Source organism: Rothia sp. LK2492 (genome assembly GCF_040946345.1).
GTDB lineage: Bacteria > Actinomycetota > Actinomycetes > Actinomycetales > Micrococcaceae > Rothia > Rothia endophytica.
The window spans coordinates 236,655-251,503 of record NZ_JAYWLX010000004.1; the positions used below are offsets into that span (position 1 = coordinate 236,655).

The 14,849-nt window shown below is 57.2% G+C and carries 14 protein-coding genes and 1 pseudogene; 6 read left to right on the plus strand and 9 right to left on the minus strand.

The window, feature by feature from the left end; genetic code table 11:
* Positions 1-60: 60 nt before the first annotated feature.
* Positions 61-1,494, plus strand: a complete 1,434-nt coding sequence (locus VVR27_RS06560; RefSeq protein ID WP_368547644.1) for an amino acid permease — start codon at positions 61-63, stop codon at positions 1,492-1,494.
* Between the two features lie 117 nt (positions 1,495-1,611).
* Positions 1,612-2,073: an acyl-CoA thioesterase gene (locus VVR27_RS06565; RefSeq protein WP_368547645.1), complete on the plus strand. Its 462-nt coding sequence runs from the start codon at positions 1,612-1,614 to the stop codon at positions 2,071-2,073.
* A gap of 179 nt (positions 2,074-2,252) precedes the next feature.
* Here the strand turns inward: VVR27_RS06565 and VVR27_RS06570 are convergent, their stop codons facing one another.
* The 3 genes and pseudogenes from VVR27_RS06570 to VVR27_RS06580 all read right to left on the minus strand — a co-directional run bounded on the left by VVR27_RS06570 (position 2,253) and on the right by VVR27_RS06580 (position 4,903).
* Positions 2,253-2,756, minus strand: a complete 504-nt coding sequence (locus tag VVR27_RS06570) for an SRPBCC domain-containing protein (protein ID WP_368547646.1) — start codon at positions 2,754-2,756, stop codon at positions 2,253-2,255.
* A gap of 209 nt (positions 2,757-2,965) precedes the next feature.
* Positions 2,966-4,270, minus strand: a pseudogene (gene tgt / locus VVR27_RS06575) (tRNA guanosine(34) transglycosylase Tgt); the annotation flags it as partial.
* Positions 4,271-4,462: 192 nt separating this feature from the next.
* On the minus strand, positions 4,463-4,903 hold the full coding sequence (locus tag VVR27_RS06580) for a MarR family winged helix-turn-helix transcriptional regulator (RefSeq protein ID WP_368547647.1): 441 nt from the start codon (positions 4,901-4,903) through the stop codon (positions 4,463-4,465).
* Between the two features lie 103 nt (positions 4,904-5,006).
* Here VVR27_RS06580 and VVR27_RS06585 point away from each other — a divergent pair, with 103 nt between their 5' ends.
* Positions 5,007-5,435, plus strand: a complete 429-nt coding sequence (locus VVR27_RS06585) for an organic hydroperoxide resistance protein (RefSeq protein WP_251380256.1) — start codon at positions 5,007-5,009, stop codon at positions 5,433-5,435.
* A 127-nt stretch (positions 5,436-5,562) separates the two neighbouring features.
* Here the strand turns inward: VVR27_RS06585 and VVR27_RS06590 are convergent, their stop codons facing one another.
* Positions 5,563-7,086, minus strand: coding sequence for a SulP family inorganic anion transporter (locus tag VVR27_RS06590; RefSeq protein ID WP_368547648.1), 1,524 nt, complete (start codon positions 7,084-7,086; stop codon positions 5,563-5,565).
* Positions 7,087-7,224: 138 nt separating this feature from the next.
* Here VVR27_RS06590 and VVR27_RS06595 point away from each other — a divergent pair, with 138 nt between their 5' ends.
* The gene (locus VVR27_RS06595) at positions 7,225-9,036 is read left to right on the plus strand and encodes an ATP-binding protein (RefSeq protein ID WP_368547649.1); all 1,812 of its coding nucleotides are present in this window, start codon (positions 7,225-7,227) and stop codon (positions 9,034-9,036) included.
* Between the two features lie 13 nt (positions 9,037-9,049).
* On the opposite strand, the gene VVR27_RS06600 is transcribed toward VVR27_RS06595, so the two are convergent.
* Entirely contained in the window at positions 9,050-10,303 is a 1,254-nt protein-coding gene (locus tag VVR27_RS06600; protein WP_368547650.1) for a glycoside hydrolase family 76 protein, read from the minus strand.
* A gap of 44 nt (positions 10,304-10,347) precedes the next feature.
* Here VVR27_RS06600 and VVR27_RS06605 point away from each other — a divergent pair, with 44 nt between their 5' ends.
* Positions 10,348-10,566 carry a hypothetical protein gene (locus VVR27_RS06605; RefSeq protein WP_368547652.1) on the plus strand — a complete coding sequence of 73 codons (219 nt, stop codon included), beginning with the start codon at positions 10,348-10,350 and terminating at the stop codon, positions 10,564-10,566.
* Here VVR27_RS06605 and VVR27_RS06610 read toward each other — a convergent pair.
* The 4 genes from VVR27_RS06610 to VVR27_RS06625 form a co-directional block, all read right to left on the minus strand.
* The gene (locus VVR27_RS06610) at positions 10,552-11,703 is read right to left on the minus strand and encodes a pseudouridine synthase (protein ID WP_368547653.1); all 1,152 of its coding nucleotides are present in this window, start codon (positions 11,701-11,703) and stop codon (positions 10,552-10,554) included. The two genes, VVR27_RS06605 and VVR27_RS06610, sit on opposite strands and share 15 nt — an antisense overlap.
* Before the next feature lie 23 nt (positions 11,704-11,726).
* On the minus strand, positions 11,727-11,927 hold the full coding sequence (locus tag VVR27_RS06615; protein WP_368547654.1) for a hypothetical protein: 201 nt from the start codon (positions 11,925-11,927) through the stop codon (positions 11,727-11,729).
* A 113-nt stretch (positions 11,928-12,040) separates the two neighbouring features.
* Positions 12,041-12,355, minus strand: coding sequence for a hypothetical protein (locus VVR27_RS06620; protein WP_345446575.1), 315 nt, complete (start codon positions 12,353-12,355; stop codon positions 12,041-12,043).
* 546 nt (positions 12,356-12,901) lie between these two features.
* A complete protein-coding gene (locus VVR27_RS06625) occupies positions 12,902-13,291 on the minus strand; it encodes a heavy metal-responsive transcriptional regulator (protein WP_251380247.1) in 390 nt (129 codons plus the stop codon).
* A 94-nt stretch (positions 13,292-13,385) separates the two neighbouring features.
* Between VVR27_RS06625 and merA the strand changes: the two genes are divergently transcribed.
* Positions 13,386-14,780, plus strand: a complete 1,395-nt coding sequence (gene merA / locus VVR27_RS06630) for a mercury(II) reductase (RefSeq protein ID WP_368547655.1) — start codon at positions 13,386-13,388, stop codon at positions 14,778-14,780.
* Positions 14,781-14,849: the final 69 nt, after the last annotated feature.

The window sequence follows — 14,849 nt, forward strand, 5'->3', positions numbered from 1 at the left end:
ACCGGCAGAGAGCCGGGTGGCGGCGTTCTCTTGCACCACACCTACACGCAAAGGCATACCGTGGCACAGTCTCACACACACCAGCCCGGCCTCAAGCGCTCGCTGACACACGGCCAAATGACCATGATTGTTCTGGGCTCAGCGCTGGGCACCGGCCTCTTTTTGGGCTCGAGCGGCGCTATCGCGCTAGCTGGCCCCGCCGTTATTCTTTCCTACGCGATTGGTTCGCTGGTTGCTGCCATCATTGCGGCGTCAACCGGTGAAATGGCGGTCCGCTACCCCGTACGCGGCGGATTCGGCTCTATTGCCGGCCGCTACCTGGGTGCTTACGCTGGCTACCTGACCCGCTGGGCCTACTGGACCGTTACCGCCATTATTACCGGTATTGAGCTGGTCGCGGTGGGTGCCTACCTGCAGTACTGGTGGCCTGGCCTTCCGCTCTGGGTGGGCATCGCTGTTTTTGGTGTGGCAATCATTTTGCTGAATATCCGCAGTGTCAAGTACTTTGGCACTATGGAGTTCTTCCTGTCCTCCATTAAAGTCATTGCCCTGCTGCTTTTCGTGCTTGTGGGCCTGGCTCTGGTCTTTGTCGGCTTCCCCGGGCATGAGGCCTCCGGCACGGCTCATCTCACCAATGATGGCGGCTTCATGCCTATGGGTATTGAGGGCGTCTGGCTCTCTCTAGCCGTTGTGATGTTCTCCTTCGGCGGCATTGAGATGTTGTCTATTTCTGCAGCGGAGGCTAAAGACCCGGTGCGTTCGGTGCGAGCCTCCACTAAGGCCAACATGTGGCGTCTAGCCACCATCTATGTGGTCTCACTCTTCATTGTGGTCTCCATTATTCCCTGGCAGCGGGCGGCTCAGCTGGATGGCTCCGTTGAGGCCTCCCCCTTCGTTTTGGTCTTTTCTGAAATTGGTGTGCCGGCCATTGCCGGTATTACCAACTTCATCATTCTGGTGGCAGCTCTATCAGCGGCTAACGCCAACCTCTACGCGGGTACCCGTCTCATGCACTCCCTTGCTGCTGAGAAAATGGCTCCTGTCACTCTGGGGAAAGTAAGCGGTGGTGGCATCCCCGTGCGTGCCATGTGGGCGTCCTGTTCAGGTGTGGTGCTGGCGATGTTACTGGCGATCTTTAACCCCGGTGGAGCTTTCGGCATGATGATGACCTTGACCATGGTCTGTGCACTCACGGTATGGGTGTTGATTCTGCTTGCCTACATTGCCTACAAGGGTGCTGAGGGTAATTCTTCCGCCTTCCGTATGTGGGGTGGACGCCTGACCGCCGGCATCGGCGTGCTCTTGCTACTGGCTATTTGGGCTGCTCTCTTTGCCCGTAGCGGTAATGCGCTGCCTGCGTCCATAGGTATCGGTTACTTCTTGATTCTCACCATGATCTACTTTGGGGTGGTTAAGCGGTCGCATACCGGGCATGAGGAGGCTTTTGCTGAAGCGGACGCCGCTGTGGCCTCTCACGCAGGGGGCAGACGGTAGTACCAACTACTTGTAGTTGAGAATGGTTATTATATAGACCGTAGTTATTAATGAATCACTAGGTCTTCAGGATGCGTTCACTGTCTGTGTTGGCAAGCCCCGCACTATCCTTAAAGCATGACCATCCCAGCTCAGTCCAACGTCCTGACCGTCCACATTCCCCTGCGCTGGGGCGATATGGACGCCTATGGGCACATCAACAACGTTACCCTGCTTCAGATTCTAGAAGAGGCACGTATCGCGGTCTTTGGCGCTCCGCCGTCCTCTGGCAAAGGGTCAGCACTTGCGCTTATCCCGCTCTTTAGCGAGCTAGAAGAGGGAATTCAGGCGCTGGTTGCTGAAAACCACATCAAATATCGCGCACAGCTAGAGTACCGTGGCGAACCCGTGCGCATCGACGTGCGTCTTACCGCCGTCACTCCCGCCACTTTGACCGTGACTTACGAAGTCTTTGACCCGGTGACCGGCACCCACTGCGTGAGCGGCTCAACCGTTCTGGCTTTTTATCATTCAACTCACCAGCGGCTGACCCGCCTGACCAGGCACCAGCGGGAGCTACTGGCAGGCTATGTCGGCTAAAGCGCTGGTGTGCCCTCACTTCTTTATAAGCTCACACTCTCAATGGGGCAGATGCTGGTACCTTAGATCAGTAGGTCAGCTAGCTCCGCATCGTGTGAAAAGGTGCAGGTAGGGATGGACTGACTGGTGTTGCGAGCACTGTAGGCGGTCCCCCTGAATATGGGCGATGCCGTGGGTGGCTAGGCCTTCTTCAAGAGAGCCGACAGTGACTCAAATGAACCCACCCAGCTTTCGCGGGAGTGCTCCTGGGCAGCTTCGGGCAGGGGCCCCTGGGTTAGGGTCACGATGGTTCCTTCGCCCACGCCGTCCTCGGTCACGGCGGTGCCGGACTCTATTGAGATGCGCAGACCTACCAGGGTATCGCTGGGCTTACCCTGAGGTGTAGGTAGGGCCTCGCGGTATTCGATGAGGCTTGGTTCTTTCATTTCAATGAAACGCATGTACATGGGTGCCTGGTATTTGGGGTTAACCGTGTGGCGCATAACGAACTGCTGGCGGCCGCCGGTCACCGGTTCCAGGGTCAGAGTGCTGGGAATGACCTTCCACTCCTTGGGGCCAAACCACTGCACGAAGAGTGTGGGGTCAAGGAAGGCGCCGTAAATTTCTTCGGGGGTTGCCGAGAATTCATGCCGGTAGGTCAGCACCTCTGCTGGGTCTAGGTCTTCGAGTTCAAACTGATTCATGCTGATGCCTCATTTTCTGACTGGTCGGTTACTTCTGAAATCTTGAGTGAGTCTGCGTCGGCTTGAAATTTAGCTTCAGCTGCGCGCCTCGCCTCTGCCTCAGCTTTAGCCTTGGCGTTGGCTTCCCAGCGTGCCTGGGCCGCTGCCGCACGCTCGGCTTCTTTGGCGGCCTTGCGCGCCTGGGCTTCTTCCTGCGCTTTGAGCTGTGCTTCCTTCTTGGCGTAGTAGCGGCGCAAGAATTCGTCGCGGTACTCAAAGTAGGTGCCGTCTTCGATAGCCTCGCGGGCGTCGTCCACCATCTTCACAATGAAGCGTTCGTTGTGGATGGATGCCAGGGTGGCGCTAAGGCGCTCGTCCGCCTTGAAGAGGTGGTGGATGTAGGCCTTGGTGTAGTGAGTGCAGGTGTAGCAGTCACAACCTTCGAAGATGGGGGTGAAGTCCGTCTTGTAGCGGGCGTTCGTCAGATTGAAGCGCCCGTCGGGGGTGTAGACCGCGGCGTTACGCGCCACGCGGGTGGGGGAGACGCAGTCGAAGGTGTCCACACCGTTTTCGATACCGACAAAGATATCATCGGGCTCAGAGATGCCCAGCAGGTGGCGGGGCTTGTTCTCGGGCAGTTCCTCGGCGCACCAGCGGACGATTGTGCCTAAGTTTTCCTTTTCTAGGGCACCGCCCAGACCGAAACCATCGAAGGGCATATCACCTAAATCCTGGCAGGCCTTGCGGCGCAGGTCCTCGTACTGGGCGCCCTGAATGACGCCGAACAGTGCCTGGTAGGGCTTGTGGGAGCGCTGCTCGGTAAGACGCTGGTGCTCAGCGATGCAGCGTAGTGCCCAGAGGCGGGTGCGTTCCAGGGCTTCTTCCTGGTAGGCGCGGGAGTTATAGAGGGTGGTCAGCTCGTCGAAGGCGAACATGACGTCCGCACCGATCTTATGCTGTACCTGCATGGAAACTTCGGGGGTAAAGCGGTGTATATCGCCGTTGATATGGGACTTGAAGAAGACCCCGTCATCGTCCACGTGCGCCATGCGCTCCTTGCCGGTGGCAACGTCGTCGTCACCCAGGGGGCGGCCGTCAGCGCCAGTAGCGTTGGCGACGGTGCCCATGTCAATGACCTTCTTGAAGCCCGAACCCAGGCTCATCACCTGAAAACCTCCGGAGTCGGTGAAGGTAGGGCCATCCCAGTTCATGAACTTGCCCAGGCCGCCGGCGGCGTCCAGCACATCGGGGCCGGGCTGCAAGTAGAGGTGGTAGGCGTTAGAGAGCAGGGCCTGGGAACCCAAGTCTTTCATAGCCTCGGGTAGAACTGCCTTGACTGTTGCCTTGGTGCCAACCGGTGTGAAAGCGGGGGTTTTGATGTCTCCGTGCGGAGTATGGATGACGCCGGTGCGCCCGCGGAACTCGCCGCCGTTGGCAGCGACGCGCTCGGCGCTGGGCTTGGCGGTTTCGCTCAGACGCTTGCCGAGAGTGAAGTAAAAGCTGGGGTCAGAAAATTCGGTATGAGACACGGGCACTATTCTACCCGGTGCGGTTTGGGCGTACTCTGAGCCTATGAAGAGAGCCCTTGCATACTTGCGCCTCGCCCCTGCCCACCCGCTGCGGCATACAGTGCTAGCAGTGCTTTTGCTGGGTGTGCTCTGTTGTCTCTGGTGGTGCCGATGCAGGACGCCGCCGGTGTGCCCTCGGAGTGCCCACTTTCGCCGCGCTTAGCGCTTGGAGAGGTGCTGAGAGAGCGCATCCAGTTCGCCCTTTACCGTGTGAAGGTCTAGCCCTTCACTGTTGCAGAGAGCGTAAATCTGACCTGGTACCTTCTCCGCCTGACTCCGTAAGGCTGTTCCGGCATCCGTCAAGAGAAGGATGGCACGGCGCTCGTCCGCGACGTCCCGCTCTTTGCTGACCAGACCCATGGCCACCAGGCGCTTCACCAGCGGTGTGAGGGTTCCCGAGTCCAACTCTAGGCGGGCGGCTAACTCCTTCATGGTGACAGGCCCCTGAGTCTCCCAAAGCACCAGCATCGCCAGGTACTGGGGGTAGGTCAGCCCTAATTCTTTAAGGAGGTCTTGGTAAGTGCGGGTCATGAGACGTTGCGCCCGGTAGAGGGAAAAGCAGAGTTGGTTATCAAGCGCCAAAGTGTCGGTGGAAGTCATACCCTTAACATAGATTGCGCGTAATTATTTAGCAAGACAGATTGATTGTGTACAACTAGATTGTGTACAATCAAATAACTATTTTCTTTTGAAGGAGAACCCCATGGAAAATCTAGAAATTCTCTACACCACCGAAGCCCTCGCCACGGGCGAAGGGCGCAACGGGCACGTGCGCACCGCCGATGGTAGCTTCGAAGCCAACCTGGCTGTCCCCCAAGAAATGGGCGGCTCCGGTAAGGGCAACAACCCCGAGCAGCTCTTTGCAGCCGGTTACGCAGCCTGCTTCCACTCAGCGCTCCAGATGGTAGCCCGTGCCCAGAAAAAGAACATCGAAGGCTCAGCCGTTGGTGCTAAGGTCTCTATCGGCAAGCAGGGCGAAGGCTTCGGCCTGGCCGTAGTGCTTGAGGTCGTCATTCCTGAGATGGAGCACGCAGAAGCTCAGGCGCTCGCGGACGCCGCGCACCAGGTCTGCCCCTACTCCAATGCAACCCGAGGCAACATTCCTGTGGACGTTATCGTCACCGACGACTAAAATTTCTTCCTCCCTGCCCCAGCAGGGAAAGTAATCACCGTATCGCAAGAAAACCCCAGGCTCACTTTCGCACGTGAGATCCTGGGGTTTTCCCGTTGGTGGTTTTTACCTTGCTAGCCCGGTACTGTTAGCCCAGCCGGCCGGTCAGCCGGCCATGTAAATCTTCACTGGTGGTGTTCAGCCCAACGACTGTAACGGTCTTGCCCAGTTTCTGGTACTTAGCGGTGATGGCGTCCAGCGCTGAAACGGTAGAGGCATCCCAGATGTTTGCACTGCTGAGGTCAATAACTACCTGGTTAGGGTCCTCAGCGTATTCAAAGAGGGTGTAGAGATCGTTGGACGAGGCAAAGAAGAGCTGGCCGTCCACCCGGTAAACCGCGCGGGCGGCGTTCTGCCCGCTGTCGCTGCTAGCCTCGAGACTGCGCTCAACGGTCACAAAGCGTGCAACCCGGCGGGCAAAGAAGGCCATCGCTACCAAAATACCGGCCCCCACACCGTAGGCAAGGTTATCGGTCAGTACCGTCACCAGCACGGTGGATACCATGACCAGGGTCTCTGCCTTCGGCAGGACGCGCAGGGTTGCGGGGCGGATGGAATGCCAGTCAAAGGTAGTTGCTGCGACCACGATCATCAGCGCCACGAGAGCAGCCATGGGAATCAGAGCAACAATATCGCCTAGGGTCACAGATAGTACCAGGATGAAGACGCCGCCAAAGAATACCGATAGGCGAGTGCGGGCCCGGGCACCATTGATGTTGATCATGGTCTGGCCGATCATGGCGCAGCCACCCATGCCACCAAAGAGGCCGGTCACCAGGTTGGCTACCCCCTGACCCCAGGATTCACGGGTTTTATCTGAGTGGGTGTCGGTGATGTCGTCTACCAGCTTGGCGGTCATGAGCGACTCGACCAGCCCCACCATGGCAAGCCCCAGCGCAAAGGGTGCGATAATCTGCAGGGTTTCTCCGGTGAAGGGAACATCAGGAATAAAGAAAGCAGGCAAGGAATCAGGGAGAGCCCCGTGGTCACCTACGGTGGGCACTTTGACCCCAGCGAAAACTGTGAAAGCGGTGAGTAGCACAATGGCAACCAGAGGCGCGGGGACGGCGGTGGTCAGCTTCGGCAGGTAAATCACGATGAGTAGACCCACGGCTACCAGGGGATAGACTGCCCAGGGCACTCCTATGAGCTGAGGCAGCTGGGAAGAGAAAATCAGGATGGCCAGGGCGTTCACAAAACCCACCATGACCTGCCGGGGAATAAAGCGCATCAGCTGAGCAACACCAAGAACCGCGAGGAGAACTTGCATCAACCCACCCAGGAGCACCGCTGCAACGAGGTAGTCCACTCCGTAGCTGGCGGTCAGCGGCGCCAGCACGAGGGCAGTGGAGCCTGCTGCACCAGAGACCATTGCGGGGCGTCCGCCGGTGATAGCAATAACGATCGCCATAGTTACCGAGGTAAAAAGCCCCATACGCGGGTCAACTCCCGCCACCACCGCAAAAGCCAGCGCTTCAGGAATCAGCGCCAGCGCCACCACTACGCCGGCCAACAGCTCCACCAGCAGCAAGCGGGGGTTACGCAGGGTGCGCCAAACAGACTGGCGTTCTTCAGGGGTAAGTGTGGAGGCAGTGCGTGGTGAAGGTGTCATCTGATTTCTTGGGATATTCAGGGAAGATATGGGACTGCTTAGTTTACCTGGGTACAGGTCAGAGAACCCGTCAGTCATTTTAATGAAACCTGTATCATCTTAATAACTGTTGTCATGATGAAGATATTAGGATGATTGATGAAAGAATCTACAGAACAGCTTCTTTCGATGGTCCGCTCTCGCGGACACGAAAGTGCTCAGCTTGAACTGAAAGAAGCAGTGGGTGGCGTACCGAAGTCATTGTCTGAGACTTTGTCTGCCTTTTCCAACGATACAGGTGGAACCATCCTGTTAGGCGTCAGTGATCCTTCGAAGGGCGCTTTTCCTGTTCCTGATTTTAACCCTGAACGAACGATGCAACAGGCAGAAGATTTTATACGGCATAGCATTACCCCTCCGGTATCCGCTGAAGTAAGCATCGACTTGTTGGCAACCGGTGAGAAGGTGGTGCGTATTGATGTGGAGGAAGGTCACCCTTCTGATAAGCCCTTTTATGTCTCATCGAAAGGTCGCTATGCCGGTTCCTACACACGGCCGGGTGAAGGAGACCGAAAACTCAGCCATTATGAAATTGATCGGTTGTTAGAAAATAAGAGTCAGCCTGTGCACGACCGCAGCGCTGTTGAAAGTGCAACTTTAGAAGATTTAGATACGAGTCTAACTAGCAGATTTATCGAGAACCTTAGAGAACGTGAACCGCGTGCCTTTGAAGGGCTGAGTGATGAAGAAGCGTTAAAGCGCGCTAACGTACTTGTAAAGTCTCCCTCAGGTTTTGTTCCAAGTCTTGCTGGTCTGCTAGCACTTGGCGATTACCCGCAAAGCTTCTTTCCCCAGTTAGATGTAACTGTTGTTGTATTACCTACTCCTGTTAAAGGGGAAGCAGCTGAAGATGGTGCCAGGTTCCTCGATAACCAACAGTGTTCCGGTCCACTTCCATACATTATCAATGATGCGATTCGTATTTTACGTAGAAGTATGCGGAGTAGATCAGTGATTGTATCGGACGGGGTGGGACGGGAAAACCGATATGAGTACCCGTTAGAGGTTATTAGAGAGCTATTGGCTAACGCATTACTACATAGGGATTACTCTGAACAAGCACGTGGTACTCAGGTCCAAGTAGAGCTTTATCCTGACCGTTTTGTTGTTCGAAGCCCTGGTGGGATTTATGGAAACGTGGACCCGGCTGAGTTTGGTGAAAACGGTGTTTCTTCCTCACGTAACGCTGTACTAGCCCGCATCCTTTCGAATGTCTCTATGCCTGAGACAGGGTACATGGTGGCTGAAAATCGAGGTTCTGGAATTCCCAGCGTCTTTGTGTCCTTGCGTAAAGCTGGAATGCAGATGCCCTCGTTTAGAGTTAATCTGAATGAGGTTGAAGTGACTGTGCCACATTCAGCTTTGATGACAGAAGAGATTAAACTCTGGTTGGGTCAATTTGATGGATATTCTTTATCGCAAAGCCAGGGTCAAGTCTTAGCTTTACTACGTTCAGGGCGGAGAGCCAGCAACCAAAATCTACAAGCTTGGGGTTTGCATTCGGCTGATGCAACGAAAGAGCTGTCGGACCTTGTAAACAAGGGACTGATTGTCAAACATAATGATCGTCGCTGGAGTACCTATTCTCTTGCAGATCAATTCATAGGTGAGCAGCCTCTTAAATCAGCGCCGAAGGTAAACCGCGAAACTGAGTTTAGGGGTAGTGCTCGACGTCAAAGAGTTGTTGAACGCCGTACAGAAATTTTTAGCCTAATTTTGAATAGCCAGGGAGGCCTTACAAGGGCAGAAATTCAGGAAGGCCTTTCTGGAATAGGCATTCACGCCTCTGCTCCAACAGTTACTAATGACATCAATGCGCTGATTGAAAACGGCACCATTGCAGCAACTGCTGCTGCTCAGAGCAAGAAAAGGCGTTACGAACCTGGTCAAAAGATCGCTCTAGCAGACTGATCTAGAGCGTGGACTAGAGGACGCGAGCGGCGGCTTCCAGCGTGATCCAGACCTGGAGCTGGGTAGAGAGGTCCACCGGCTGGCCGGGCTTGATGACCTCTGAAATGTGCTGGGTGATACTGGGCGAGAAGAGGGCTACAGCCTGCCCGCGAATTTCGTTGGGGTCGATGCCCAGTTCGTTCATGGGAAGATCGGGGTCATACTCCCGGCGCCCTGCCCAGAAGAGCTCGGCGGTGGCAAGAACCAGTGCCCGCGCCTTATCTCTGGTGGCAGCCGGGATGCTGGGGTGGGCGGCAACCTGCGCCAGGTAGCGCACCAGAATCCCGGTGAAGAGCCCGCCGTCCCCGTTACCGTGAGTGGTGAGGACGCGCAGGGTGTCGCCGGTGGCGGTGGTGAAGTCTTTGCTGAAATGAGCGTCGATGCCCTCCACCAGTTGCTCAATGTGCTCTATCGGGTCAACCGTCAGGCCATCGGTGGCGCCGGCGTCTAGCAGGGTGAGATAGCCACCCAGCACCGGGCCCTGGTTGTAGGTGTAGTGGGCACGTTCAAGGCGGGTTTCGGGGGCGCGGACGCTACCGCCGGTAATGCGCAGGCCATCTAAGTACACCCCGCTCTGTTCATCAAAGAGGGTGGCATGCAACCAGTTGAGCAGGCTAATGGCGGTTTCGTGCCGGTGGGCGCGGGCAAAAGCAAGGGCGATGGGGGCGGTTGCCGGGGTGTTCTTGAAGTCCCGTGCCTTTGACCAGAAGGCGCCGCCGCCCAGGTCATCTGTGCAGGCATCATCCAGTTCCCGGTAGAGACGGCTAGCGGCGTCCTGCACAAAGGCATCCCCGCTACCTTCAACAGCCAGCGCCAGGCGGTTGAGGCGCTCTAGAGCCAGAACTAGCCATGCCATGTCATCGTAAAAGTGGTTGGGGTAGGTGCCGTAATTACGCACCTGAATACCGCGCAGCACCGCTCGCCCGCGGCGCAGATGTGCAGCGGCGGCATCGGTATCACCGCTGGTGAGGGCACGGAAGCCGGCATCTACCAGGACATCCATAAGATGTGCCTGCCACCAGTAATGCCATTCGGCGGCGCGCTTGCGGCGGGCGCGGGTTTCGGGGTGCTGAACCCGCCCAAAAAGGGTGCCGGGGATGCTTAGTGCCCGGCCACCAAAAAGTCGCAGAACAGAGTGCTCGGCGAGCGCCGCGCGTGCTGAAAGCTCTTCTACTGAAAAATCTGTGGTGGCGTCCATGGCGTCCTTTGGGTTGGGTGCTGGGGTCAAGTTTACCGTGACCCTAGCGGTGGGTCTTGCGAGAGTAACTGTAGATGTCATCAGCCGCTGGAACCGGTGGAGGAGCGGTTGAAGTGATGACATGCCTACTGGAACCTCAGCTCAATACCGCTCGCTCTACCGTTGGGGTGTATTTGTCCTCCGCAGCTCTGCCGATGCGGGGCAACTCGATTGCCGGCATCTTCTGGTCCTGGCTGGTGCTGGAGCTTCTGAAGCCTAGAACGGTCTGCCGGATGTTGCTAGTGGGGCGCTAATGTCAGGCGGCGCTTACTGCTAATAGTGAGCGCCTCACCGGTGATGGGGTGGGTAAAGCTCAGCGATCGGGCAAGTAGCTGTAAAGGAAGCTCCGGATCGGTTTCTGTAGAGGGCAGGACTTCGGGGTAGATGACATCCCCAATGATGGGGGCGCCAGCCGCCGCTAGGTGCACCCGCAATTGATGGGTTTTACCGGTATGAGGCTCAAGGCGATAGTGGGCGAGCTGAGATGGCACCCGCTGCTCGGTGGTGCTCAAAATTTCAGGGGCATGTTCTTTCTTCACGCCAGCGGAGTTCTGGCTTACATTGCAGGACGGCTGCCAGGCTTCGGCGTCCTGCCGCGGGTAGGTTGCCAGGCAGGTAATTTTTGATTCAGCGTTCAAGCCGGTGAAGGGGAGGTTGGCGCTATGCCGTTTGCGTTTCTCCGCCCTGGTCTCTGGAGCCAGCGGCGGGACGTCCCCCGGCAAGAAATCCACGCCGGTTTGTGCCACCTGCAACTGACCGTGGGCATTATCAATGCGGGAGCGCACCGTCATGCTGTCTCCCACTCCTAGCTCGGGGATAGGAGCGGCGACAGCCTCGTAGGTCTTACTCAGAGCACGACGCTCAAACATGGTCTGGAAAGGCGCACGAGCCTCCGGCGTCTTAGCAAAGAGCACCACACCCGCCGTGGCCCGGTCCAACCGGTGAATAGGGATTAGTAGGGGGTTATTTTCTCTCACTCGTAGCTTGACCAGCGCTGTATGCGCCACAAAAGACCCGTTAGGGGTGGTGGGTAAAAAGTGGGGCTTATCAATCGCCATCACCCACTCGTCCTCGTAAAGCACCGGCATATCAAAAGGGACCGGGCGCTCTTGCCCCAGCTGCCGGTAGTACCAAATCTTCTGTCCCACCAAGGGAGCATCTGGGGCAACCGGGCCGCCCTCAGCATCCTTGACCTCATCACGTTCGAAGCGCTCTTCAAAGAGCGGGCGGGCATGCGGGTAGAAACGCGCAGCGAGGTAATCCAGCACCGTTGCTGCCCCGAAGGTGTCGTCCGCCGGGTTGGCGGCGTCCGGCAACACAAAGCTCACGGCGTCAACGCCGTTCCGCTGGGGGAGGGGCTGGGGTTTGAGGTGGCGGTTAACTCTGCGCATAGTTACCCATTCTCTCAGTTTATTTACCCTTCGTGCTTCATGAGTTCCTGCACCATGAGGCAGCTTTTCTCGAAAGAGGGCATGGGGAGGAACTCGTAGATGGAATGGAAGTTGTGGGCGCCGGTGAAGAAGTTGGGGGTGAAGATGCCCTGGGCTGAGAGCCATGAGCCGTCGGTGCCGCCTCGCATGGCCAGCGGGAGGGGCTCTACACCTAGGTTTTTCATGGTAGCCAACAGACGGTCGGTTGCCTGTTGGTTATCCGGGGTTTTTGCGTCTTCGATATTGCTGTAGACATCGGTGATGTCCAGTGTGATGGTGGCACGCGGGTTGGTATCAGCTAGCTTCTCCGCGATGCTACGCAGTAGGTCTTTCTTCGCCTCGTAGCCGGTACGGTCGTGGTCGCGGCATTGAAGGTTGCCTCCACTATTTCACCCAGCTCGCAGGAGTCTAGGGTGTAGGCGTAGTCCACGGGGAAGCGGGCCATATCCATGGTGCGTACACCTAGCAGACCGATTTCTTCATCGGGTACGAACGAAATGTAGAGGTCGCCGTGGGCTGCCCCTGTCCCGGTACGGTCAGATTCCAAGAGGCGCACGGAGGCTTCCATCACCGAGGCGACGCCAGCCTTATCAATAGTGTGGCTCTTAGGCAAAAGGTGACTAATGAGGTGCGGGTTGCCATAGAGATTCCTTGAGGTGAGTATGTGCATTAAAACGGTCGTTTTTGATACAGGTTCAGCTTAACACCCGCCTCCACTCCTGGACAGGGCATAGCCTGTATCAAAAGTCTGTATCAAAACCTAGTTGTGTCAAAACTACCTAAAAACCGTTTTTGATACAACCCAGAATTGTAACTATCGACTTCGTTTGGCGGCATTTCGCAGTTTCGTTTGGCGGTTTTCGGTGGTGGTCCTGGTTCACCTCAGAAGTGGCAGGGTGGAGGTGAGTTTTCTGAGTCGAGTCATCCGGACATGCGTGCGCATCGCCCGGCTTGATATGTTCAGGCCGCTTCTTTTGCCCGACAGCGTCGTTGCTTCATGACGGGCCGCTTGATAGTCCGCTGGTACAGGGCAGCTATTCATACAAAAGTGTGATTGTTCCTTCCGCTTAGCGGCTGTCCACCTTGTCCTCCTGCTACGCCGCTACCCCGATGTTGACCGCTGCGCATATCGGTGGACACCGACCCTGGATTCTGGTGGTCACAGGTTGCTGCAGATGGCATCGGCGTGACACGTTGATGGGTCTGCGAGGCGGCTTGCGTCGTGGAGTTGGGTGACTGTCTGGCGCAGCTGCATGAGGACAGCGATCTGGTGATCGAGCTGGGTGAGGCGGTCGGTCAAGAGGGCGCTGACGTGGGCGCAAGGTGTCTGTCCGTTATCGCGAATTCGGAGAATTTCACCGATGTGGGCGAGTGATAGTCCTGCGTGTTGGCCTCGGCGGATGAAATCGAGTCGAGAGAGTATGTTTTCAGGGTAGTCGCGGTAGCCGTTTGGGGTGCGGTTCGGGGGTGGGAGTAGACCTATGGATTCGTAATAGCGCAAAGTTTTTGTGGTGGTGCCGGCAGCCTCCGCCAATTCGCCTATTCGCATGGCACTCAAAACTCCTTCGGGATCGCCAGACTTGACCTTCTAGTGTACTGGAAGGTTCATACTGGGTGGATAATCCAGAGAAAGAGGCTACCTGATGGAAAGAAATCTCGAATTTGATCTCGTGGTGGTGGGCTCCGGAGGAGCAGGCATGGCAGCCGCCATCGAAGCCCGGCGGGCTGGCAGTACCGTATTGGTGGTTGAGCGCGGCACCATTGGCGGTACTTGCGTGAACATCGGATGTGTTCCGTCCAAAACGCTGCTGGCGGCTGCTAGCACCCGGCAAGCCGCCCTGACGAATCCTTTCCCTGGGGCCCCCACTGCTGCCATGGGCGTGGATCTGGGATCGTTAGTCGAACAGAAGGACCAGCTGATTACCCAGCTGCGAGAAACCAAATACGCTGATGTCGCAGAGGCGCATGGATTCGAGGTCTGCTCCGGGGAAGCGTCCTTTTGGGATCCCGACACCCTTGTGATTGATGGGAAACCGGTCACGACTAGTTCGATCGTGCTGGCCACTGGTGCGGTGCCAGCACGACCGAAAGATGTGACCGGGTTGGGCGAGGTGAAGTATTTGACCTCGACCACGGCTATGGAACTGACCGAGCTGCCCGAGTCCATGATCATTATCGGCGGCGGCTATGTTGGCATCGAACAAGCCCAACTCTTCGCCGGCCTCGGAGTACAGGTGACCATTGTCGGGCGGATAGCCCCCACCGCCGAGCCGGAAATGACCGCCATCCTCCGCCACACCCTGATCCAAGAGGGGATCAGGGTGGTTCAAGAGCACGCGACTAGCGTTGCCCAAGAGCATGAACACATCCAGGTGCGCACTCTGTCGGGCCGGAGCCTGCAGGCTGAGCGCCTGCTGGTGGCTACTGGCCGCCGCCCTTCCACGGACTACCTCAACCTGGCAGCCGCAGGCATCGCCACCGATTGTGATGGCTTCATCCGCGTCGATGAACACCAGCGCACCACCAATCAGAAGGTCTTTGCTGCCGGTGACGTCACCGCGGCACCACAATACGTCTACGTCGCCGCGGCTACCGGCAAGGCCGCCGCGACCAATGCCGTGCGGATCGATCCGCGAGCTACGGTCGCAGAAGTCGATTACACCGGACTACCAGCGGTCATCTTCTCGCGCCCACAACTTGCCACTGCCGGGTTCACCGAAGCCGCAGCACGGGCAGCTGGGCACCGATGTGAATCCCGGGTGCTGAGCTTCAAAGATCTCCCACGTGCCCTAGTCAACCACGACACCCGCGGGGCGATTAAGATGATCGCCGAAACGGGAACCGACAGAATCCTGGGCATCAGCATCATCGGAGACCACGCCGCAGAACTGCTGCTCCCGGCAACCTACGCGATCACCGCCGGGATGACCACCCGACACATCGCCGACACCTGGGCGCCCTACCTGACCTTTTCCGAAGCCCTACGCCTAGTCGCGGGCACTTTCCACAATGAAATGCCCACCTCCTGCTGTGCCTGATCAGTCCCGGTCAAGACTCGCGCCGTAAACGTTGAACGCGCCGCATGTGTCATAGTCGTTCGTTTTTGC

Coding starts and splice junctions, on each gene's coding strand:
- VVR27_RS06565 (WP_368547645.1), top strand. CDS start 1,612: ATGACCATCCCAGCTCAGTCCAACGTCCTGACCGTCCACATTCCCCTG.
- VVR27_RS06570 (WP_368547646.1), bottom strand. CDS start 2,756: ATGAATCAGTTTGAACTCGAAGACCTAGACCCAGCAGAGGTGCTGACC.
- VVR27_RS06580 (WP_368547647.1), bottom strand. CDS start 4,903: ATGACTTCCACCGACACTTTGGCGCTTGATAACCAACTCTGCTTTTCC.
- VVR27_RS06585 (WP_251380256.1), top strand. CDS start 5,007: ATGGAAAATCTAGAAATTCTCTACACCACCGAAGCCCTCGCCACGGGC.
- VVR27_RS06590 (WP_368547648.1), bottom strand. CDS start 7,086: ATGACACCTTCACCACGCACTGCCTCCACACTTACCCCTGAAGAACGC.
- VVR27_RS06595 (WP_368547649.1), top strand. CDS start 7,225: ATGAAAGAATCTACAGAACAGCTTCTTTCGATGGTCCGCTCTCGCGGA.
- VVR27_RS06605 (WP_368547652.1), top strand. CDS start 10,348: ATGTCATCAGCCGCTGGAACCGGTGGAGGAGCGGTTGAAGTGATGACA.
- VVR27_RS06610 (WP_368547653.1), bottom strand. CDS start 11,703: ATGCGCAGAGTTAACCGCCACCTCAAACCCCAGCCCCTCCCCCAGCGG.
- VVR27_RS06615 (WP_368547654.1), bottom strand. CDS start 11,927: ATGAAAAACCTAGGTGTAGAGCCCCTCCCGCTGGCCATGCGAGGCGGC.
- VVR27_RS06625 (WP_251380247.1), bottom strand. CDS start 13,291: ATGCGAATAGGCGAATTGGCGGAGGCTGCCGGCACCACCACAAAAACT.
- merA (WP_368547655.1), top strand. CDS start 13,386: ATGGAAAGAAATCTCGAATTTGATCTCGTGGTGGTGGGCTCCGGAGGA.